This is a genomic window from Gemmatimonadales bacterium (assembly GCA_041390145.1).
Taxonomy (GTDB): Bacteria; Gemmatimonadota; Gemmatimonadetes; order Gemmatimonadales; family GWC2-71-9; genus SPDF01.
In genome coordinates, this window is record JAWKQM010000013.1 from 49,923 (window position 1) to 70,198 (window position 20,276).

Here is a 20,276-nt window from a genome sequence, read left to right on the forward strand (position 1 = left end):
TTTGATCGTCACCCAAGGAGCAACACCATGACCACCGAAGCACAGTCGACGCAATTCCAGCTCACGCTCACCGACAAGGCCGCGGAAGAGGTGCGCAAGTTCATCGCCGCCGAGGACGTGCCCGTCGAGTCCGCCGGGCTCCGGATTTCCGTGATGCCGGGCGGCTGCAGCGGATTCAAGTACAGCCTGAACGTCGAAGAGAAGGCGCTGGAAGACGATGTCGTGCTCGACTTGAACAGCGTCCGCGTGTTCGTGGACGGATTCAGTCTCCAGTACCTCGCCGGCGTGACCGTGGACTACGTCTCGTCGATGCAGGGCAGCGGGTTCACCTTCACGAACCCGAACGCGACCGGCGGCTGCGGCTGCGGGAGCAGTTTCACCGCGTAACTGAGGCGGGGCAGCAGGACAGCGGGGCCGAGGGGGGATCGTTCCCCCCTCTTTCATTGCCCCTCCCTGCCCGCACCTCGCCTGGGGCTGCATGACACCACTCGATCTCACCGTCATCGTCGCCTACTTCGCGCTCACCATGGGCGCGGGGCTCTGGGTGTCCCGCGCGCAGTCCACCGCCGGCGACTATTTCCTCGGCGCACGCAACCTCCCCGCCTGGGCCATCCTCTTCTCCATCGTCGCCACCGAGACGTCGGCCATCACCGTCATCTCGGTGCCCGGCCTCGGCGCCCGCGGTGACCTCACCTTCCTCCAGCTCACCTTCGGGTACCTCGTCGGCCGGATCGGCGTGGCGCTCTGGCTCCTCCCCGGCTACTTCCGCGGCGACCAGGAGACGGCGTACCAGCGGATCGAGAGCCGGTTCGGCCCGACGAGCCGGCGGCTCGTGTCGGTCGTCTTTCTCCTGACCCGCCTTCTCGGCGATGGCGTCCGGATCTTTGCCGGCTCGATCCCGCTCGCGCTCCTCACCGGCTGGTCGGTGCCCACGGCCATCGTGGCGATGGGCAGCATCACCCTCGTCTACACCCTCCTCGGCGGGTTGAAGGCGGTGGTCTGGTCGGACGTGATCCAGCTGGCGGTGTACGTGACGGGCGGGATCGCGGCGCTGCTGATTGCCTGGCACCTGGCGGGAGGCGCCGACCAGGCGCTGGCCGCGGCGGCCGCCGCGGGCAAGCTGCGGATCCTGAACCCGGTCATCAGCTTCACCCAGACCTACACCCTCCTTGGGGGACTGATCGGCGGCGCCCTGCTCTCCGCCGCGTCGCACGGCACCGACCAGCTGATCGTGCAGCGCCTGCTCGCCACCCGCTCGCTCCGGGACGCCCGGATCGCCGTGGTGGGATCGGGTGTGGCGGTCATTCTCCAGTTTGCGCTCTTTCTCCTCATCGGGTCGGCCATCTGGGCGGCGGGACTCGCCCCCGACGACATGCCGGCGGACCAGATCTTCTCGCGCTTCATTCTCGACAAGCTCCCCGCCGGCCTCGCGGGGCTCATGGTGGCGGGGATCCTGGCGGCGGCAATGAGCACCATCAGTTCGTCGATCAACGCACTCGCCAGCTCGGTCACCCACGACCTCTACTCGTCGTGGACCGGGGTGAAGGATCCCGTGCGGCTGCTCCGCCTCGGCAAGATCTTCTCCGCCGGCTGGGGCATCGCGCTGATCGGCGCCGCGCTCTTCTTCGACCAGCTCTCCCGCGGGGGCGATACGCCGGTGGTGGTCCTGGCGCTCTCCATCGCATCGATCACCTACGGCGCCCTCCTCGGTACCTACGTGCTCGCGGCCCGGGTGACCCGATCCCGCGGCCGCGACGTCGTCGGGGCCGTGCTCCTGTCCGTTGCGGTCATGCTGGTCGTCGTGTTTTCGGCAAAGCTGGCCCTGGTACCCGGCCTCGAGTGGCTGACGCCGGTGGGCCGGGTAGCCTGGCCGTGGTACGTTCCGGCAGGCACGGCCCTGACCATCCTGGTCGGCTGGTTCCTCAGCACCCTCCCCCATGCGGAGAGCAGGCGATGACCGCTCCACTGATCGGCGCCGATGTCGGCGGCTCCAAGACCGCCGTCTCGGTCGGCGACCCCAACAACATCCTCGGCCGTGCCCTCGGGCCCGGCGCGGCGGTGCGGCCGGGACGCGCGATCGCCTCGGCGGCGATCATCGCCGAGACGGTGCGGAAGGCGCTGGCCGCCGCCGGTGTCATGCGCGGCTCGGCGCTGGTGGTCGGCGCCGCCGGGGTGGGGCGGGAATCGGAGCGACGGGAGCTGGAGCAGGCGCTCCGCACCGAGGCGCTCGCCGATCGGCTGAAGGTGACCACCGACATCGAGATTGCCCTGACCGCCGCCTTCGGCGACGGGCCGGGGATCGTGGTGGTGGCAGGCACCGGCAGCGTGGTCCTGGGCCGCGACCCCGAGGGGCGGATGCTCCGCCGCGGCGGGTATGGGTGGCAGATGGGAGACGAGGGGAGCGGCTACGCGATCGGACGCGCCGCCCTCGGCGCGGTGAGCCGGGCGCAGGACGGACGGAGCCCGGAGACGGCCATCACCCCGGTGCTGATGGAAGTGACCCGGAGTCTCGATTTCGACGCGCTGGTGCGGTGGGCGGCGGCGGCGGGGCCGGCGGAGGTGGCTTCTCTCGCGCCCCACGTGCTGCACACGGCGGAACGGGGCGACGCCGTGGCACAGGGGATTGCGGACTACGCCGCGCGGGAGCTGAGCGCGCTGGTGCTGCGGCTCGCCGACGAGTTCCCCACCGGCGAACGGGTGGGGGTGGCGCTGATGGGGGATGCTCGCGGAGGAGCGCTCGCTGCGGAGCGCGGTGCTGGAAAAACTGGGGACCGAGTCCACCCTGCGCCCGCTGGCCACGATCGTCGACGCGACGCTGGGGGGGCGCTGGCGCAGGCGGGGAAGCTGTAGTTCCTCACCCCAGGTGAAGATCCCTCACCCCCGTCCCCCCTCTCCCTCCGGGAGAGGGGGCTTTTTCTTACGGCTTGGCCGCGTCGCGCGCCGCTTCCGCCGCGTTGTCCTTGATCCGCAACCGGCTGTGCCGCACCCCGTACAGGAAGTAGATCACCAGCCCGATCAGGAGCCAGATCCCGAACCGCTCCCACGTCACCTTCGGCAGCTTGAACATCAGGTAGACGCAGGCGACGATGGAGATCATCGGCGTCAGCGGCACGAGGGGGACCCGGAAGGGGCGCACCCGTTCCGGCTCCTTGTAGCGCAGCACGATCACGCCGAGCGAGACCAGCACGAAGGCGAAGAGGGTGCCGATGTTGGTGAGGTCCACCACCTCGGCGATGTTGGCAAACGCGGCAAAGACCCCGACGAAGATGCCGGTCAGGATGGTCCCCACCCACGGCGTCTTGTACTTGGGGTGCACCTTGGCCAGGAAGGGCGGGAGCAGGCCGTCGCGGGCCATCGACATGAAGATGCGCGGCTGGCCGAGCTGGAACACGAGCAGGACGCTGAACATCGCGATGACGGCGCCCAGCGAAATGATGAACCGCGAGGCGTTGATCAGTTTCGGTGGCCCGTCGGCGAACGCCAGGGCGGTGATCATCGGCTCCGCCGTGCCGAGGGTCTGCCACGGGGCGATGCCAGTCATCACGGCCGACAGGGCGATGTAGAGCACCGTGCAGATGAGCAGGCTCATGATGATGCCGAACGGCATGTCCTTGCCGGGGTTCCGTGCCTCCTCCGCCGCCGTCGAGACCGCGTCGAACCCGATGTAGCTGAAGAAGATGATGGCGGCACCGGCGCCGATGCCGGAGATGCCGTTCGGGGCAAAGCCGCCGGTGGCGGGGTTGGTCCAGTTGTCGGGCTTGAGCAGCGTGAAGCCGACCGCGATGAAGAAGAGAATGATCCCGATCTTGAGGATGACCATCGCGTTGTTCGAGTTGGCGGACTCCTTGATGCCGTACACCAGGAGGATGGTGATCAGCATGACCGAGATAAACGCCGGCACATTGGCAATCAGCGGCAGCCCGAAGACATTTGGCGCGCCGGTGACCGCGGAGGCCAGGTAGACGGTGTTCGGGTCGGTGGCGCCGGCGGCCAGCGCCTTGGCGGCGTCGTACGCGGTGCGATAGTCCGTGGCGAGCCAGGAGGGCAGTGACAGCCCGAAGTGGCTGATGAGTTCACGAAAGTGCCCGGACCACCCGATGGCCACGCCGATGTTGCCGACGGCGTACTCGATGATCAGGTCCCAGCCGATGATCCAGGCAATGAACTCGCCGAGGGACGCGTAGGCATAGGTGTAGGCCGAGCCGGCGATCGGCACCATCGCCGCGAACTCGGCGTAGCAGAGGGCCGCGAACCCGCAGGCGAACGCTGTCAGGACAAAGGAGAGGATGATGGCGGGCCCGGCACCGGGGCGGGCCGCGTCGCCGACGATGGCGGTGCCGGTGGTGGCGAAGATGCCAGCGCCGATGGTGGCGCCGACGCCGAGGGCGGTCAGGTGCCACTTGCCGAGGGTGCGGCGGAGTCCGCCGCGCGACGCGAGATCGTCTTCGCAGTCCTGGACCGACTTGAGGCGGAAGAGCTGGCTCATCAGGTCCTATTTCGTTGGTAGAGTGAAGGTCATCGTCATCACCCCGGGCACGGCCACGCCCTCGGCGTTCCGTGCGGGCTTGAAGCGATAGGTCTCGGCGCGTTCCGTGAACTTCCGCGAAAAATCGCCGTCGGTGATTTTCGGCTCGGTCTCGACTCGGGCCACACGGCCGTCGGCCCGGACGTAGAAGGTGACGCGGAGGGTCTGCCCTCGCAGCTCCTTGGGCGGCTTCTCGAAGAAGAAGGTGCCGTAGGTCCACTGCGGCTCGCGGCCCGATCCGCCGCCCCCGCCGCCGCCACTCCCGGGTCCGCTCCCAGCCCCGGTGCCCGTGCCCACCCCGCCCCCGGAACCACCACCACCGCCACCGCCGCTGCCGGGTCCGGTGCCTGGTCCGCCACTGCCCTCCTCTGCCGCCGGCACACTATCCGCCGACGACACGACCACGGTCGGGGTCGGCTGGGTATCGGCTGGCACGGGGGTCGGCGCGACGACTGCGGGCGGCACCACTTCGGGCGGTGGAACGGCGGGCTGTTCCACCTGGGCCGGCGCAGCGGCCTGCTGCAGCGGCGGGAGCGTAATATACCGGACCCTTTCGCCCCCGCCACCCCCGCCGCCGCCGCCGCCCGGCGCCAGCAGCGGGTTGCCGGCTGCGGGGGTCTGGATGAAGGCGTCCACCGTCCCGCGCACGACCAGTACGACGAGGGCCGCATGGAACAGCAGCGAGACCGCGGCCCCGATGAGGCGGCGCGGGTCAGGCTGGCGTTCCAGCAGCGGGTGGCGCGGAGGTGGGATCTGGTTCACGGCTCCATGATACATCCGACGGGCGCCGGCACCACCGCCAGTGGCGGGGGCCGGCGCCCGTCGAAATGGGCTGACGTTGTGAGCGACACCGACTCCCGGGAGACGTCCGGGAGGGGGCGATGCCGCACGGATCAGTCTCCTGCTACTGGTTCGCTTCCTTCGGCGTGAACCCGATGACCTGCACCCCGGCCCCACGGGCGATATCCATCGCCTCCACGACGTCCTGGTAGATCCGGTTCGGCCCCGCCTTGATGAACATCAGCTTGGCCGGCCGGTCGTCGTAGATCGCGTGCAACTGCGCGTCGAGCTGGTCCTTCGGATACGGCTGCGTATTGATCGCGTAGGTGCCGTCGTCCAGCAGTTCAAGCACGATCTGGAACGAGGGCTGCTGATTGGTGTTCGGCGTGTCGGGCGGCGGCACCTGGACGTCCATCGCCATCCGCGACAGCGGCTGCGCAATCATGAAGATGATGAGCAGCACCAGCAGCACGTCGATCATCGGCGTCACGTTGATTTCCGAGGAGACTTCCCCTGGGGCCCCTCCAGCTGCCATGGCCATGGGTTACTCCTTTCCCTGCTTCAGGAGCGGCTCCGGCACCGGCTCCGTGATGGCGGCGAGGACTCGCACCCCGGCGCGCCGCGCCAACTCGACTGCGTCCTGCACCTGGCTGTACTTCAGGTTCACGTCCGCCTTGAAGTACAGGATCTTGTCCTCGGTCCGCGCGGCGTACACCGTCCGGAGATAGTCCTCCAGGACGGCGGCGTCGATCGGCCGGGTGTCGAGGAAGTACTTCCCGTACTTGTCGATGCCGAGGATGACGTCCGTGTCCTTTTCGGCGCTCGGATCGAGGTTCTTGCCCTTGGGCAGGGTGGCCTCGAAGCCGGCGGCGATCAGGGGCGTGACGATCATGAAGATGATGAGGAGCACCAGCATCACGTCGATCATCGGCGTGACGTTGATGTTCGCATTCACCTTCCCCTTGCCACTACCCGTGGAGATGGCCACTGCCGGTCACCGCTTTCTGGGCCTGGAATTCCTTGGTGAAGATCGACCGGCCCTGAGACGCGCCCACGTTCTTGATGAGCTGGTCGATGAGTTCCTTCGAGGCGTAGGTCATCTCGACAGACAGGTTGTCGATCTTGGTCGTGAAGTAGTTGTAGAACCAGACCGCCGGGATGGCCACGAGGAGGCCGAACGCCGTGGTGATCAGCGCTTCGGCGATACCGGCCGAGATGCCGGCCAGGCCGCCCGAGGCGCCGCCGGCCGCCATGCCGGTGAAGGCGTTGACGATACCCATGGTGGTGCCGAGGAGGCCGACGAACGGCGCCGTGGCGCCGACGGTGCCCAGCACGCCAAGACCGCGGCGGAACTCGGCCAGGAGGATCAGCATCTGCCGTTCAATGGCCCGCTCCGCCGAGTTGATGTCGGCGGCGGTGATGGTGGCCCGGTCGCTGATAAGCGGCTTCATTTCGCCGAGGGCGCCACCGAGGACGCGCGAGATATGGCCGATCTTGTGCTTCTCGGAGAGCTGGATGGCCAGTTCCAGGTTGTCTTCCATGATCGCCTTCGACAGCTGCGGCGCGAACTTGCGGGTGGCGCCCGTGCTGCGCTTGATCTGGATGAGCTTGGTCACCGCGATCGTCAGCGAGTAGATGGACATGAGGGCCAGGACGACAATGACGCCCCGGGCAAACATGCCTGATTGATGCCAGAGTTCCAGCATTGAAACGTTCATCGGTCGAACCTCCTGGGAGCGTGCTTCAGGCCGTCGGCGGTGCCGGCGGCGGGGTTGAATTCAAGGGCTACGGATTAAACGAGACCGCCTGCTGCACCTGCACGCGCACCGCCTGCCCACGCACCCTGCCGGGCCGGAAGACGCTCTTCATGATCATTTCCTTCGCCGGCTCGTTGAAAGCCGCGTTCGTGGTGCTCAACACCTTGAAGCCCGCCGCCTCCGGATGCCCGGTCGTGTCGACCACAAACTGGGCGACGACCCGGCCACCGATGCCGGCACGCTCGAGAACCGGCGGATAGCGCCGGGGACCCGCCGAGATGAGGTCCGGCGGATCGTCCACCTGGGCCTCGAGGTAGGTCTCGCCGGTGACAGGACCCGTTCCGCCGACGACACCCACCGCGACGCCGCCCTGGACGCCGGTGCCGGTGAAGTCCTTCGGGTCAAACCGCTCGTTCAGGTTGATCGGCGGGATTTCCGTGGGAATGTCCTGCACGGCCACCACCGTCTGGAACCCGCGCGGCGGCGGGTTGGCGCTCACGATGGCGTCCGGCGGCGGGGCTTCCGGCGGCGGCGCCTCGGGCTTGGGCGGGGTGAGCAGCACCATGGTGGTGTCCATGATGTGCTCACGGACCACCTCGGCCGCCCCCTTGGTCGCCACCACCGCGCCGGTAATGACCAGCGCGTGCACGATCATGGAGACCATGAACTGGCCGAAGGTGCGTTCCTTCTTGGGCTTGGATTCGACGAGTACCTCGAACACGGCACTACCTCCGTGGTGAGTCAGGCTTCGATTGCAACCTACGCAACTCGCCTTGCCTCCGTGTGGCCCGTAGATGACAATTTGATAACAACCGAATGAGGAGTCCCCGCACTCAATTGCCGATCGAAGAATCGTGAATCTACCCCTCGCTGGCCGCTCCGCCACCCCCCGCACGCGGTAAATTCACCACAAAACTCGAACCACGGCCCGGGCGACTCTGAACCGAGATGGTGCCCCCGTGTGCCTCGGCGATCCATTTGGTGATGGCGAGGCCCAGCCCCACCCCCGGCCGGTCCCCGGTCCGGGAGCGGGCCGGGTCCGCCCTCCAGAATCGGTCGAATATATGGGGCACATCCACCGACGCGATCCCGATGCCGGTGTCCCGGACCGTCACGCGGACCCCGTCATCCCCATCCTCGAGCACCACCCCGACCGCCCCCCCCGCCGGCGTGTACTTGACCGCGTTGGTCACCAGGTTGAGCAGCAGCTGCTGCATGCGGTGCGCATCAAAGGGCACCTTCACCTCGTGGTCGGGCACCACCACCTGGGTGGTCAGCCCGTGCTGCTCCCCCAGCATTTCCGCCGTCTCCCCGACGTCGACCACGAGGGCCCGGAGGTCCTGCACTTCCAGGGTGAGCGGCGACCGCCCCTCGTCGGCGCGGGCGAGCATGAGCAGGCTGTCCACCAGTTCGTTCAGCTGGTTGAGTTGATCCAGGGTGGCGTCGAGCGCCTCGAGGACTTCGGGCGGGGTCCCCGGATGCACCAGCGATCGCTCCACGCCGGTGCGCAATACAGTCAGCGGCGTCTTGAGTTCGTGACTGGCGTCCGCCGTGAACCGGCGCAACTGGCTGAAGCTCTGCTCCAGGCGGCTGAACATCGCGTTGAGGGTCAGGGCCAGCCGGGCGATCTCGTCGCCGGAGCTCGGCACCGCCACCCGGCGGTGCAGGCTCCGCCCGTCGGCCACCTCCTGCACCTCGTCCATCAGCCGCTCCACCGGGCGCATGGCCCGACCCGCCAGGAACCAGCCGAGCACGGCGGAGGCGACAAGAATCAGCGGCACCACGAGGACCATCGACTGGACGAGGTCGGCCGGGCCGAACGCCACCGCAGAGAGGCGGGCCGCCACCACCACCGCGCCGACCTCCGTGCCGGCCCCGTCGACCGGCAGCGTCACGTACCGCATCGGCTCGGCGCCGGCGGGAATCACGGCGGTGCCGGTGGCCGGCGCGATCGGCGCTGGCCCGGCGAGCGCCACGAGCCGCTCGATGGCCGCGAAATTGAGCTGCCGGACCGGATCGTTGATATAGAGGGTGCGCCCCGCGCGGTTGAACACCAGCAGGAGGTCGCGCACCCCCTCGAAGTTGGCCGCCACGCCCGGCTGGATTTCCTGCGGATCGTCCGGCCGCAGCACCGTGGAGAGCACCTGGTAGGACTCGTTGAGCCAGCGGCGGGCAAAGTCCGCCTCGAGCGCCAGCCGCTGGTCGAGCTCGCGGACGCTCGACTGGCGCCGTTCGAGGTAGAGGGCGGTGCCGAAGACGAGCACCGTCGCCGTGAGGGCGACGGTGTACCAGAAGGTGAGGCGGCCGCGGATCGTCCTCACGCCTTGACCACGTACCCCACGCCGCGCACCGTGTGAATCAGCTTCTCGTCGTGGCCGGAATCGACCTTCTTGCGGAGCCGGTTGATCACCACGTCGACGATGTTCGTACCCGGGTCGAAGTGGTAATCCCAGGCATACTCGGTAATCAGGGTGCGGCTCATCACCCGGCCGGCGTGCCGCATCAGGTATTCCAGGACGGCGTACTCCTTGGGCGTGATGTCGAGCAGCTCGCCCCCGCGGCGGACCTCGCGGGTGCCGGTGTCGAGCGAGAGGCTGCCCACCGTCAGCGTCGGCGGGGCCACCTGCTTCGGCCGGCGGCCAATGGCCTCGACCCGGGCCAGGAGTTCCTCAAACGCAAAGGGCTTGGTCACGTAGTCGTCGGCGCCGGCGCGCAGCGTCTGCACCTTGAAATCCACCGCGTCCTGCGCCGTCAGGATCAGGATGGGCGTCGTGACGCCGCGGTCCCGCAGGGTGCGGACGATTTCCAGCCCGGTCATCCCGGGAAGCCGCAGGTCGAGCACCACCAGGTCGTAGAGGCCCCCCGACGCGAGCCGCAGCGCCTCGAGTCCGTCGTCCACCAGATCGACATGGTTCTGGTGCTCCTCGAGCCCGCGCTTGACGTAGGGTCCGACGGTCGGATCGTCCTCGACCACGAGAATCTTCATGCGAGCACCGGAAGGCAGACGCGGAACGTTGCGCCGAGGCCGGGCTGGCTGTCCACCTCGAGCCGGCCGTTGTGGTCCTCGACGATGCCGTAGCAGATCGACAGACCGAGCCCCGTGCCCCGCCCCTGCGTCTTGGTGGTGTAGAACGGCTCGAAAATCTTGGACTGTTCGGAGCGCGGGATGCCGACCCCGGTGTCCTGGACCTCGACGACGACTTCCGCCCCGCGATGCCCACCCATCGTGCTCCGCACGGTGAGCTGGCCGTTGCCCGTCTCCATGGCATCGAGCGCGTTCAGCATCAGCGACATCAGGACCTGGACAAGCTGCTCGGCGTTGGCGAGCACCTGCGGCAGCTTGTCACCGAGTTCACGCTGCACGGTGAGCTTCTTGAACCGGGTATGGTGCTTCAGGAGGAAGAAGGTGTCCTCGATGACGGTGTTGATGGCCACCGGGCTCTTCTGCACCCCCTTGGGCCGGCTGAAATCGAGCAGTCCATCCACGATGTTGGTGCAGCGGTCAACTTCCTTGTCGATGATGTCGATGTACTCCCGAAACTGGCCCTGGGCGGTTGCCGGCACCTCGTCGAGGCGCCCTTCCATGGCGGCGGCGCAGGCGCCGATCGTGGCGAGCGGGTTGTTGATCTCGTGCATGATCCCCGCGGCGAGCTGGCCGACCGCCGCCAGCTTCTCGTTCTGCATGATGCGGCGGTGAATCCGGTACCACTCGGTGACATCCTCGCCGATGGTGATCACGTGGGAAATCTGGTCGCCGCCGAGCCGCATCGGGATCTTGCTGATCCGGTAGAACCGGCCGCCGGCCGGGTCGTCGACCTCGATGTCCATCTGGGACATCTGCCCCGACTCGAAGATCTGGTCGAATTCCGCCTTGAGCTGGTCCGCCGACTGCCGGGTGAGCACCTCGAACACCGGGCGCCCCACCACCTCGTCGCGATGGACGCCCTGGGTGCCGGTTTCCCGCTTCCGGTTCCAGATCTGAATCCGGTACTCCCGATCCACGACATAGAGGCCCACCGGGAGGGAGTCGATGACAAGCCCGGTGAAGCGGCGTTGTTCCTCGATTTGCCGCGCGCGCACCGCGACCTCGAAGGCGAGGTCCTCGGACAGTTCGATCAGCGCGATGTGCGGAGCGAGCAGGTCGGCCACGATTCCGGCGGCAAGCCGGCCCGCCCCAGGGCCGATGCCCTCAAGCGCCAGCATCCCGACCATCGTCCCGTCGTGTTCCAGCGGCAGGCGGAGGCTCCCCGCATCCGCGGGCGGCAATGCCTCAAGCGTCGGCAGCGCAAACGGCGGCTCGGCGGGGGGAGGCGAAATGAAGGGGGTGAAGGCCGCGCCGCTCGGCTGGCGAACCCAGATGGTGACCAGCCTGGCGGGCACACCATGATGCAGAAGGTCGGCCACCCGGCTGATGGCCTCCTTGGAATCGCTCCCATTGAGGAGCCGGGCGACCGCGCCGATGAGATCGAGCGCAGCCGACGCGGCCGTCGACGTTTCGGTCACCATTCCCCCATCAGCGGCATCTCCCTGATCCATCCCGATGGCCCCACCGTGGAAATAGAACCGGAGGAGGACAGTCGCGCCAATCCCCGCGCAGCCGGCTCAGGACCGTGGCCGCGACGGGGAGCCGTGGTACGCCACCGTCCAGCCGGCAGGATCCCGGCGGAGCACCAGCAGCGTCATCCGTTCACCCTGGCCTTCGCTCGAGGGCGGCGAGGTCGTGATCCAGGCGGAGGCAAGATCGCGGTCCTGGCGAATGTCGGCCCGCAACAGCTGCGCCCACGGTTCCTCCTTTGCCAGCCAGGCGGCGGTGGCGGAGCGAATGGCGGCCTCGTCGGCCGGCAACCCGGCCGGCGGATGCGACTCGAGCCGGCAGCCGGTGGCCAGAAGCACCACCAGCGCCAGCGCGTAAGGAATGGAGGTACGCATGCGATGGCGGCTCGCGAAAGAGGGAGATTCAGGAATGCCAGACGAGTGCGTGGGTGCCGTCGGCCTCGAAGGCGGCGCGGCCGCCCCGGAGTTCCACATCATCGACCTGGACGATGGCATCGGTCGGGATCCCGCGCAGCTGGAATTCGACGTGCATCCGTGGACCATGCACCCGCTCGACGCGCGCCGCCACCTGGCCGAAGCGACGCCGCACACGGATGGTCAGCACGGTGCGCCCGACACGGAGTCGCTCGAGCGCCATGGCGTCCCACTCGGGGGGAAACCACGGGGCGAGCCGGACGGCGCCTTCCAGCGCATTGGGCCGCACGCCCCAGAGCCCCTCGACGGCAAGGCTTGCGACGGCGGCGGGCAGGTCGGCGCCGGTCGCGCGCCGCAGCAACCCCTCGCTCAGGCGACGCCAGGCCTCCAGGCCCTGCGCAAACCGATCCTGCTGGAAGTCTGCCAGCCCGGCCGGGCCAGCAAGAAAAGTAGCGGAGCCGGCCGCCGACCGCGCCGCCCCCGCCGCGGCCCCGATCTCCTCAGCGACCTCGGGATGACCCAACGCCTCGGCGAGCGGCTGCACCGCCTCGCAGGCGGCCGCCCAGAGTGCCGCGTCGGCGGGAGCGCCCTGGCAGGGATGACTCGCCACACCGATCTCGTACGCCCGGCGCAGGGCCCCCCAGCGCTGGGCCAGGAAATCGAGTTCTCCGGTCCAGTTCGCGTACCGCGCGGCGAGGAGGAGATAGAGCGGAACCGCCGGCGTGGTGCCGAAGCGGCCAAGGCCGCTGGTCGAACACCCCTCGGCAATTCGCCCATCCACGTCCTGGGTGAGCGACATGAATTTGAGCGTATCGCGCGGCGCGTTGCGGTCGCCGGCCGCGAGTTGTGCCATGGCACGGAGCGACCCCGCCGGACCCGCAAACCAGGCGCCGCCCGGCCGCTCGGGCCCCGCCGACGGCAGCGCCAGGCATCGGCCCACGCCCGGGACACCCGCCAGCCCGCCGTCCATTTCCACCTTGGCCCACTCGAACGCCTCCGCCAGCGGAGGCTCCGGTGAGTCGATCGAGGTGGCGTACGTGGCGAGCTCCCGCGCATGGTCCGCGCGCTGCTTCCGCACCCCGGCAAAGGCCCGGCGCGCCAGCATCACGCGGGACCGCTCGAGGTCACCGGCGTCAGGACCGCCGGTAAACCGGACCCGGCAGCGGCCAATCCCGCGCAGCGAGAACCGCACGGCCGGCCCGTCGGTCGGCGCCGCCTCGAGGGTGCCGCCTTCAACGTCGATGATCAACTGGAAGGGATCGCCCACCGCGCGGAGCGCCGCATGGCGCCCACCGGCGGCCAAGGCAAGCTCAAGGTCACCTCCACCACCGGCGGGATACGGCCAGGCGCGCCGCAGGTCGGTGGTCCATTCGATGTGAATGGCGGCGTCCCCGGCCGCGGCCACCTCCCAGTAGACCACCGGATGTTCGAGAGCGACCGTCCATCGTTCGGTCACTGGGGTGCCCCCCACCGTCGCCCGACGGAGTACCTCCGTCGGCGACACCCACGCGGTCGCACCCGCGAGGGCGGTCCCGGACACGGCGACGGCGGCATCGCGAGCAACCGCGTAGGGATGAATCCACGCCTCCCCGAGGCCATGCCCATCGCCTCCGTCAAGCGACGCGCGGCGCCCGGTAAAGCGCCAGCGATGCGGAGCTTCGGCGGAGAGTCTGGCGACGAGTGACGCGGCGGCATCCGGCCAGTCACCCGAGAGTCCCGGCAGCTCCGGCACCGCAAGCAGATCCTGCCGCAGCACCTGTGTGGCAGGAGCAGGCCAGCGTCGGGCGGCGAGGAGCCGGTCCCGATGGGGAATCCCCTGTCCCGCGAGCGCGTTGCCGAGCAGCGTTTGAAGCTGCGGCGTGCAGGAACTGCCGGATGCCGGGGGGTGGATGCCGCTGCCAATGCACAGGATGCCGCCATCGCCGACCGCGTATTCCCAGGCGACGACGCGCGCCGGGTTGAGGGCGAGTTCGACCATTTCCAACGCCACGATGCGGGCCGAGGCCGGGCGGGTCGCCAGGTGGGTTGCCCATCGATATGGCTCGCCGGACCGTGGCACCCAGGTGCAGGTGCCGAGTGGAAGGCCGGCGACGAGGGGGTGCGGGCCGAAGCAGGCCAGCCCGCGCGGCGCCGTGTCGGCGGGGTCCGCCTCCCAGAGCGTGTCCCGGACATCGTCCGGGGGCACAACCTCGATGCCGAGTGTCACGGGAGTCTGGACGGCGCTGAGCGTGGCCAGCAGCCGGCCACCGGAGCTGATCCAGGGGAGGAGTTCTGGTGAAGGAAGCGAGACATCATGCAGCCAGAGGCAATCGGTGTCCGGCCACGGCACATCGTGGAGGTCGGTGATCACCCGCGCACTGATGCCCGGCACGGCGCCGACGAGCGCGCGCATCTCATCGACGGCGCCCACGCGCGTGACCACCGCCACTCGCCGGATTGCAGACACCATTGCTGGACGCCTCACGGCCTGAAGATGAAAAGGACCGAGAACTGAGCGCGGTCCTGCCTCAGCCCTCGGTCCCCGGTCTTCGCGTCGTGCTACTTGCCGTATCGCGCGGCCACCACATCCCAGTTGACGACATTCCACCACGCGGTCATGTAGTCCGGCCGCCGGTTCTGGTACTTGAGGTAGTAGGCGTGCTCCCAGACGTCGCAGCCGAGGAGGGGCGTGCGGCCCGAGGAGAGCGGGGAGTCCTGGTTCGGGGTGCTCTCAACCACCAGCTTGCCGGCCTTGTCCATCGACAGCCAGGCCCAGCCGGACCCGAATCGGGTGGCGCCGGCCTTGGCAAACTGTTCCTTGAAGGTGGCGAAGGCACCGAACGTATCGGTGATGGCCTTCGCGAGCGCGCCACCCGGCTCCTTGGCACCACCCGGCGTCATCATTTCCCAGAAGATGGTGTGGTTGTAATGACCGCCGCCGTTGTTGCGGACCGCCATCCGGATCCCTTCAGGCACGAGATCGAGATCGGAGAGCAGCGCCTCGACGGTCTTGCCGCTCAGGCTGGCTTCGCTTCCCACCGCGGCATTCAGGTTGTTGACGTAGCCGGCGTGATGCTTGTCGTGATGAATCCGCATCGTGGCTTCGTCAATATGGGGTTCCAGCGCGGTATAGTCGTATGGGAGGGGGGGCAGTGAAAAAGTCATTGTCAGGCTCCTGATATTGGCGAGCGATTAGTTCAGGCTTGCACGTTGCAATATGGGCCGTATCCGTAAGAGGGTCAACGCGGCGTGTTCACTTCCCGGTCTGACTGGGTCGCCAGTTGGGCGAGCAACGCGGCGGCGGCGGCGGTCAGCAGCACCGTCAGCAGAACCTCCTCCCCGAGCAGTACGGGCCAGACGAGGTAGGCGCCGAACGCCGAGATCACGGCGATGACCCGCGGACGTGACCGATCGCCGAGGGCAGCGATGGCCAGCGCAATCCAGCCGGTCCACCCGCCGAGGCCCGTTTCGGGGGCGGCGAACGAGGTCGCGAAGGCAACCGCAGCCAGTGCGAGTGACGGACGACGGGTCGCCGCCGCCCACGCCAGCCCCAGCACGGCGATGCCGACCCCGCTCGGCTGCCAGGAGAGGACCCAGAGCGGCCAGCGGTACCAGGCGAGGTGAAAGAGGAGGGCGGCAACCAGGAAGAGCGGTGTGCCCCAGCTCTGCCTGCCCCGCAGCGCGGGGAGGTGATGGTCGAGCCACCGCAGCGCCCGTCCCACTCCCAGGACCTCGCCAACCATCCAGACGAGAAGGGAGCCGAACCCCAGCACGCCGGCCGTCAGCGCGGCGGGGAGCGGGCCTCCCCGGTCGAGGGTCGGCCAGGCTGCGGCGAGTCCCGCCGTCACGCCGGCGAGGGCCAGCCAGGGCGCCGGGTGGCGGAGAGTCAGCCGGCTGCGGGCACGCCACGCCGCCAGGGCGAGCAGCGCCGGCCCGAGCAGCAGGAGCGCACCGCTGATCCAGACGGTCAGCGACGGGCCGCGAAAGTCGGGAAGGTATGGGAGGCTCGCGACCCCGAGAAGGAACGCGGGGAGGCCAAACGCACCACGGAAGCGATCGACCGGGGTGGGCAGGAGGAGCGCCGCCAGCATCATCGTGGCGTAGGCGACAGGCACGATGTTGGTCAACGGTGCTCCCCCCTCCGGAGGCGTTACTTGCCCGTCATGATCCCCTGCCGAATCTGGACCGCGCTCGGCGAGGCGTTGGGATCGATCACCAGGCGATAGCTGACGATTGTGACGAAGCGAAGCGGCATCTGCAGGGTGCGCTGTGCCCCGTCACGCCGCACCACCACCGGGATCATGGTCCCCTCGGGCTCGCTCCCGTACTTGCTTCGGAACTGTGCGGCCCACCCCTGATTGGCTGCGTCGAGGGTGCCGACGCTGACCAGTTCGTCACCGGCGAGACCTCCGGCGTCGGCAAAGGCCGACCCCGGCGTCACCGCCAGGACGATGGTGGTCGAATCGTTGGAACTCTGGATCCCGAGCCGGGCCACGCGGTTGCTGTCCCGCACCGCGGAGAGCCCGGCCATGGCGAAGTCGGCCGCGTAGGGGAACGGTTCCCGTCCGTCAATATAGCGGGCGTTGAAGTCGTCAAAGGACACCCCACCGGCCGCGGCAGAGACGGTGCCCCACCAGTCCTTGGCGGTGAATCCCCGGCCCTTCTCGTACGTGGATTGATAGAGCGAACGCATCACGTCGTCGAGCGACTTCATGTTGCCGGTGGCCGCGCGGATCCGGATATCGAGGAGCATCCCGGCCAGGGAGCCCTTCGGATAGTAGATCGAGCCCGTCCCGTCGGTCATGCCGATCCAGGCGGAAATCGAGGCATCTTCCAGCGACACGACCGGCACATCGGCCACTTCCTGCATCTTCCCGGCGGTCAGCGCGAGGAATTCGGTCGAATCGATGACCCCGGCGCGCACCAGCGCCAGGTCGGCGTAGTAATCGGTGATGCCCTCGCTCACCCAGAGCCAGGGCGTCGGCATCCAGTGGTCGTAGGTGTAGGGCACCATGTCGGCCGGCCGGAGTCGCTTGACGTTCCAGAGATGAAAGATCTCGTGGGCGGTGATGGAGGGGAGGATCGGGTTGCCGATGAGCAGCGGGGTGTAGATGCCCACGTGGGAGTTCTGGTGCTCGAGGGCGCTGCCGCCGCCGTAGTCCTGGTCGAAGATGAGCAGGTTGGTATAGCTGTCATACGGCGCCACACCGAAGACGGCAATTTCCACCGGCAGGTACCGCTTCAACTGGCTCCAGAATTCGGCCCGCGACGCGCCGGTCAGCGAGCCGCTCGGGTAGCTGGCCAGCCGGACCCACTTTCCCTCCACCTGGGTGCTGTCGAAGTCGAAGGTGCCGATGAAGAACGGCATGTCCACCAGGTCGTGGTAGTTGCCCGCGCGGTAGGCGCGTGGGGCGCCATCGGGCGTCATGCCGGTGGCCACCCGCCAGTTCGGCTCCGTGGTGACCGTCACCTTGGCCGGGAAGTCGAGGCTGCGCCCCTCAGGATAGAGGAAGACGTTGGTGCCGTTGACCATCAGGAAATCGGGCCGGCTCCACGCCATCGCGTTGTCGAGCTGGTTGGCCTGAAAGTCGAAGGTGATGGTCACCTCGCCCTTCCCGGTCGGGCGGATCCGCCAGGTGTCGGGGTCGGCCTTGTCCCAGGCGATCGGAGCGCCACCCTGGGTCACGGTGAAGCTCGAGACCCGCCGCGCGAAGTTGGACACCTCGTAGGCGCCGGGTGTCCAGCTGGGGAGCGACAGCAGGACCGGATTGCTGCCCCCGACTTCGAACCGGGTCGTGACCGCGACGCTCTGGGCCTGCGCGGTGGCGCGGGTAAAGTTGAGGTCGTAGCGGAGGTTGGCAACGGGAGCGGACTGCTGGGCCAGGGCGACGGTTGGAAAGGTCGCGGCGGCGAGGAGAGTCAGGAAGCGACGCATGGGGTCCAGGAGCGGAGGATGGGCAGGGCGGCAGGGCGGCGGCGTGGCCGGCTGCGGGAACAGAGGCCCTACGAGCCTCGCCAACAGAATGTGTCAGCGGACGAGCCGGGCATGTCCCGGGTGCGACACGGCCGCCGGCGTGCGGGTGTTCCGCGCGCCGACGGCCGGTGCGATCACGTCTGGCCGATCGGGCTAGAGGCCGTAGATCGAGGCCGGCACCTTCAGCACGTAGGTGTTGAGGGTGAAGGTCTCGTCGTACGCCGCCCCGACGATGATGGTCCCGTCCGCCGAGGCCGCGACAACGGCCTCCCAGTAATAGTTCTCCGGCAGGGTGATGCCGTTGGCAGCCGCGACGTCGAGCAGCGACACGACACCGCCCGCCTGCGTCCAGAAGAACGGGAACGGAAGCCCGAAGAAGCCCTCGGTCAGGGTGCCGTAGACCACCTGGCCGTTCAGGGCGGTGGCCTGGCCGTATCCGACGTACCCCTCGTAGGCACCAGAGGCGACGTTGATGGTACCGAGCGTCGCGCTCCAGATGAAGGGCATCTGGGCCCAGACACCGGTCACGACCGCACCGTTGCCAGAGATGGCCAGGACTTCGCCCGGGCTGTCATCGGTGAACACGCCGTTCGAGGGAACCAGCGAGCCGACTCCGCTCGCGGTCCAGATGGCCGGGCGGCGATCGATCCAGTAGGTGGCACCGCCCACGTTCGCGTACGCCGAGGCGAATCCGCCGACCATCGTACCGTCATCCGAGACGACCGTGGCGCGGTTGCTCGCCGGGCTGCCGCTCGTCGAGTCGCCGTCGCCGATCAAGTCGAGGGCGACGAAGTTGCCGGCGCCGGCGGCGTCGGTCCAGAGGAAGGCCTCTGAGTTGCAGAGGTTCCAGATCAGGCCAACCGTGGTGTGGCCGGCCGAATCGATATCCCAGGCGCTGCTCAGGTCCTGGTTGCCGGTGTCGGCGTCGTACTCGCAACCGTTGGCGTAGATGCTGCCGAGATCCTGCCAGCCCGCGCCTTCCTGCCAGAGGCCGGCGTTTTCAGGCTTGCCATGGATGGCGCTGACTCGGCCGGCATTCGAGATGCCCGTGGTGAAGTCGAACGCCGCGTCGCCGGCCTGCCCCTTCAGTGTCGACGTGTTGCTGGCCACGTCGTAGAAGTAGAAGTCGGACGTCGCCGAAAACGGGTCGGTCAGCAGGATGGAGGCGCCGTCGGCGCTGATGTCCTCGGCGCGCAGGTTCGGGATCAGGCTCAGCGTGGCGCCCGGGATCGGGGCCGGTTCGGTGGTGTTGTCTTCGCTGCAGCCGGCGAGGGTGCCGGCCAGCAGGCCGACAAGCACCAGCGGGCGCAGGGCGCGCGCCGGTGAGGTCCAGCGGGTCATCAGGGTCACGTGCACTCCAGTGTCGATGTGTGGTATGTGGCTACGCCACAACCTGCGCCCGGGGAGGCGAAGGTGCGAAAGGGCTGGAGCACTGAGTCAGGGGGACTCGGGCACGCGAATCAGCAGGAGGGGCTGCCCGACGATGCGGGGCGGAAAATAGGGAGGGGGTATCCCGGGAGTCAACGTGGGGGGGGCGGGGTGCCAAACCCCGTCGAACGGGGTACTTTTTGGGGTCTCTTGCCGGGTGTACCCCGGCCTGGCCTGCCCTCTTCGAGGTTGTCTCCATGCGCACTTCCCGTTTCCCGACCGTGGCCTGCTCGGCTGGGCTGCTGGCCCTCGCCGCCTGCTCCCCCCCGTCCATCACCTCCGAACGGAACAGTGACATTCCGGTCCCGGCAGGCGCCACGGTGAGCTTTATCGGCGGCACCACCGAAGGGGCCACGCAGGTGAACCCCGCGGTCTCCAACGAGATCATGCACGTGCGCATCCAGAATGCCGTCAAGACGCAGCTGCAGAAGAAGGGCTACACCGTCGTGGACAGCGGGACGCCGGCCACCTTCCATGTCCGGTATTTCGTCGGCGTCAAGCAGAACACCTCCTACGTCACCACGACCACCGGCGTCGGCATGGCCGGCCCGTACGGCCCCGGCTTCGGGCCGTACGGCTACGGCTATGGCTACGGCTATGGCTACGGCTGGGGCGGGTATGGCGTCTCCACCACCACACCGGTGACCAACACGAACGTCTCGTTCGTGGTGGACCTGGTCCAGGCCACCAGCGGGAAGATCGCCTGGCGCGGCATCTACAACGGCGAGGCCTCCAGCTCACCACCGAGCGACTCCAAGCTGAACTCCCTGGCCCAGTCGATCTTCAGCACGCTGCCGAAGGTCCCGCAGTAAGGCGGGGCAGCAGGGCAGCAATACGAAACCCGTCACCCCGGCGAACGCCGGGG

At 68.4% G+C, this 20,276-nt stretch carries 19 protein-coding genes; 4 read left to right on the forward strand and 15 right to left on the reverse strand.

The features are described from left to right. Positions 1 to 27 precede the first annotated feature (27 nt). The 3 genes from erpA (at position 28) to R2910_11860 (ending at position 2,850) form a co-directional block, all read left to right on the forward strand. The gene (gene erpA, locus R2910_11850) at positions 28 to 387 is read left to right on the forward strand and encodes an iron-sulfur cluster insertion protein ErpA (GenBank protein ID MEZ4413670.1); all 360 of its coding nucleotides are present in this window, start codon (positions 28 to 30) and stop codon (positions 385 to 387) included. Positions 388 to 478: 91 nt separating this feature from the next. Next, complete coding sequence (locus tag R2910_11855) at positions 479 to 1,957, forward strand: sodium:solute symporter (GenBank protein MEZ4413671.1); 1,479 nt, start codon at positions 479 to 481, stop codon at positions 1,955 to 1,957. Then, positions 1,954 to 2,850 (forward strand): BadF/BadG/BcrA/BcrD ATPase family protein, encoded by an 897-nt coding sequence (locus tag R2910_11860; GenBank protein MEZ4413672.1) that lies wholly within the window; start codon positions 1,954 to 1,956, stop codon positions 2,848 to 2,850. Before R2910_11855 ends, R2910_11860 begins: the two co-directional genes overlap by 4 nt. 67 nt (positions 2,851 to 2,917) lie before the next feature. Here the strand turns inward: R2910_11860 and R2910_11865 are convergent, their stop codons facing one another. The 15 genes from R2910_11865 to R2910_11935 all read right to left on the reverse strand — a co-directional run bounded on the left by R2910_11865 (position 2,918) and on the right by R2910_11935 (position 19,333). Then, positions 2,918 to 4,486, reverse strand: coding sequence for an amino acid permease (locus tag R2910_11865; protein ID MEZ4413673.1), 1,569 nt, complete (start codon positions 4,484 to 4,486; stop codon positions 2,918 to 2,920). A gap of 6 nt (positions 4,487 to 4,492) precedes the next feature. After that, positions 4,493 to 5,287: a hypothetical protein gene (locus R2910_11870; protein MEZ4413674.1), complete on the reverse strand. Its 795-nt coding sequence runs from the start codon at positions 5,285 to 5,287 to the stop codon at positions 4,493 to 4,495. A gap of 142 nt (positions 5,288 to 5,429) precedes the next feature. Further along, a complete protein-coding gene (locus tag R2910_11875; protein MEZ4413675.1) occupies positions 5,430 to 5,846 on the reverse strand; it encodes a biopolymer transporter ExbD in 417 nt (138 codons plus the stop codon). 3 nt (positions 5,847 to 5,849) lie between these two features. Beyond that, positions 5,850 to 6,293 carry a biopolymer transporter ExbD gene (locus R2910_11880; GenBank protein MEZ4413676.1) on the reverse strand — a complete coding sequence of 148 codons (444 nt, stop codon included), beginning with the start codon at positions 6,291 to 6,293 and terminating at the stop codon, positions 5,850 to 5,852. Next, positions 6,274 to 7,023 carry a MotA/TolQ/ExbB proton channel family protein gene (locus R2910_11885; GenBank protein MEZ4413677.1) on the reverse strand — a complete coding sequence of 250 codons (750 nt, stop codon included), beginning with the start codon at positions 7,021 to 7,023 and terminating at the stop codon, positions 6,274 to 6,276. Before R2910_11885 ends, R2910_11880 begins: the two co-directional genes overlap by 20 nt. Positions 7,024 to 7,090: 67 nt before the next feature. Continuing rightward, positions 7,091 to 7,783, reverse strand: coding sequence for a TonB family protein (locus tag R2910_11890; GenBank protein ID MEZ4413678.1), 693 nt, complete (start codon positions 7,781 to 7,783; stop codon positions 7,091 to 7,093). Between the two features lie 139 nt (positions 7,784 to 7,922). Then, a complete protein-coding gene (locus R2910_11895; GenBank protein MEZ4413679.1) occupies positions 7,923 to 9,383 on the reverse strand; it encodes an ATP-binding protein in 1,461 nt (486 codons plus the stop codon). Next, positions 9,380 to 10,048, reverse strand: a complete 669-nt coding sequence (locus tag R2910_11900) for a response regulator transcription factor (protein ID MEZ4413680.1) — start codon at positions 10,046 to 10,048, stop codon at positions 9,380 to 9,382. The genes R2910_11895 and R2910_11900 overlap by 4 nt, the downstream gene beginning before the upstream one ends. Beyond that, positions 10,045 to 11,568, reverse strand: a complete 1,524-nt coding sequence (locus R2910_11905; protein ID MEZ4413681.1) for an ATP-binding protein — start codon at positions 11,566 to 11,568, stop codon at positions 10,045 to 10,047. Before R2910_11905 ends, R2910_11900 begins: the two co-directional genes overlap by 4 nt. 96 nt (positions 11,569 to 11,664) lie before the next feature. Continuing rightward, positions 11,665 to 11,991, reverse strand: a complete 327-nt coding sequence (locus R2910_11910; GenBank protein ID MEZ4413682.1) for a hypothetical protein — start codon at positions 11,989 to 11,991, stop codon at positions 11,665 to 11,667. 28 nt (positions 11,992 to 12,019) lie between these two features. Then, a complete protein-coding gene (locus tag R2910_11915; GenBank protein MEZ4413683.1) occupies positions 12,020 to 14,479 on the reverse strand; it encodes a hypothetical protein in 2,460 nt (819 codons plus the stop codon). Between the two features lie 89 nt (positions 14,480 to 14,568). Then, positions 14,569 to 15,174: a superoxide dismutase gene (locus R2910_11920; protein ID MEZ4413684.1), complete on the reverse strand. Its 606-nt coding sequence runs from the start codon at positions 15,172 to 15,174 to the stop codon at positions 14,569 to 14,571. A 74-nt stretch (positions 15,175 to 15,248) separates the two neighbouring features. Further along, complete coding sequence (locus R2910_11925; GenBank protein ID MEZ4413685.1) at positions 15,249 to 16,136, reverse strand: hypothetical protein; 888 nt, start codon at positions 16,134 to 16,136, stop codon at positions 15,249 to 15,251. A 23-nt stretch (positions 16,137 to 16,159) separates the two neighbouring features. After that, complete coding sequence (locus tag R2910_11930) at positions 16,160 to 17,944, reverse strand: hypothetical protein (protein ID MEZ4413686.1); 1,785 nt, start codon at positions 17,942 to 17,944, stop codon at positions 16,160 to 16,162. 192 nt (positions 17,945 to 18,136) lie between these two features. After that, positions 18,137 to 19,333 carry a hypothetical protein gene (locus tag R2910_11935; GenBank protein ID MEZ4413687.1) on the reverse strand — a complete coding sequence of 399 codons (1,197 nt, stop codon included), beginning with the start codon at positions 19,331 to 19,333 and terminating at the stop codon, positions 18,137 to 18,139. Between the two features lie 275 nt (positions 19,334 to 19,608). Between R2910_11935 and R2910_11940 the strand changes: the two genes are divergently transcribed. After that, positions 19,609 to 20,223, forward strand: a complete 615-nt coding sequence (locus R2910_11940; protein MEZ4413688.1) for a DUF4136 domain-containing protein — start codon at positions 19,609 to 19,611, stop codon at positions 20,221 to 20,223. Positions 20,224 to 20,276: the final 53 nt, after the last annotated feature.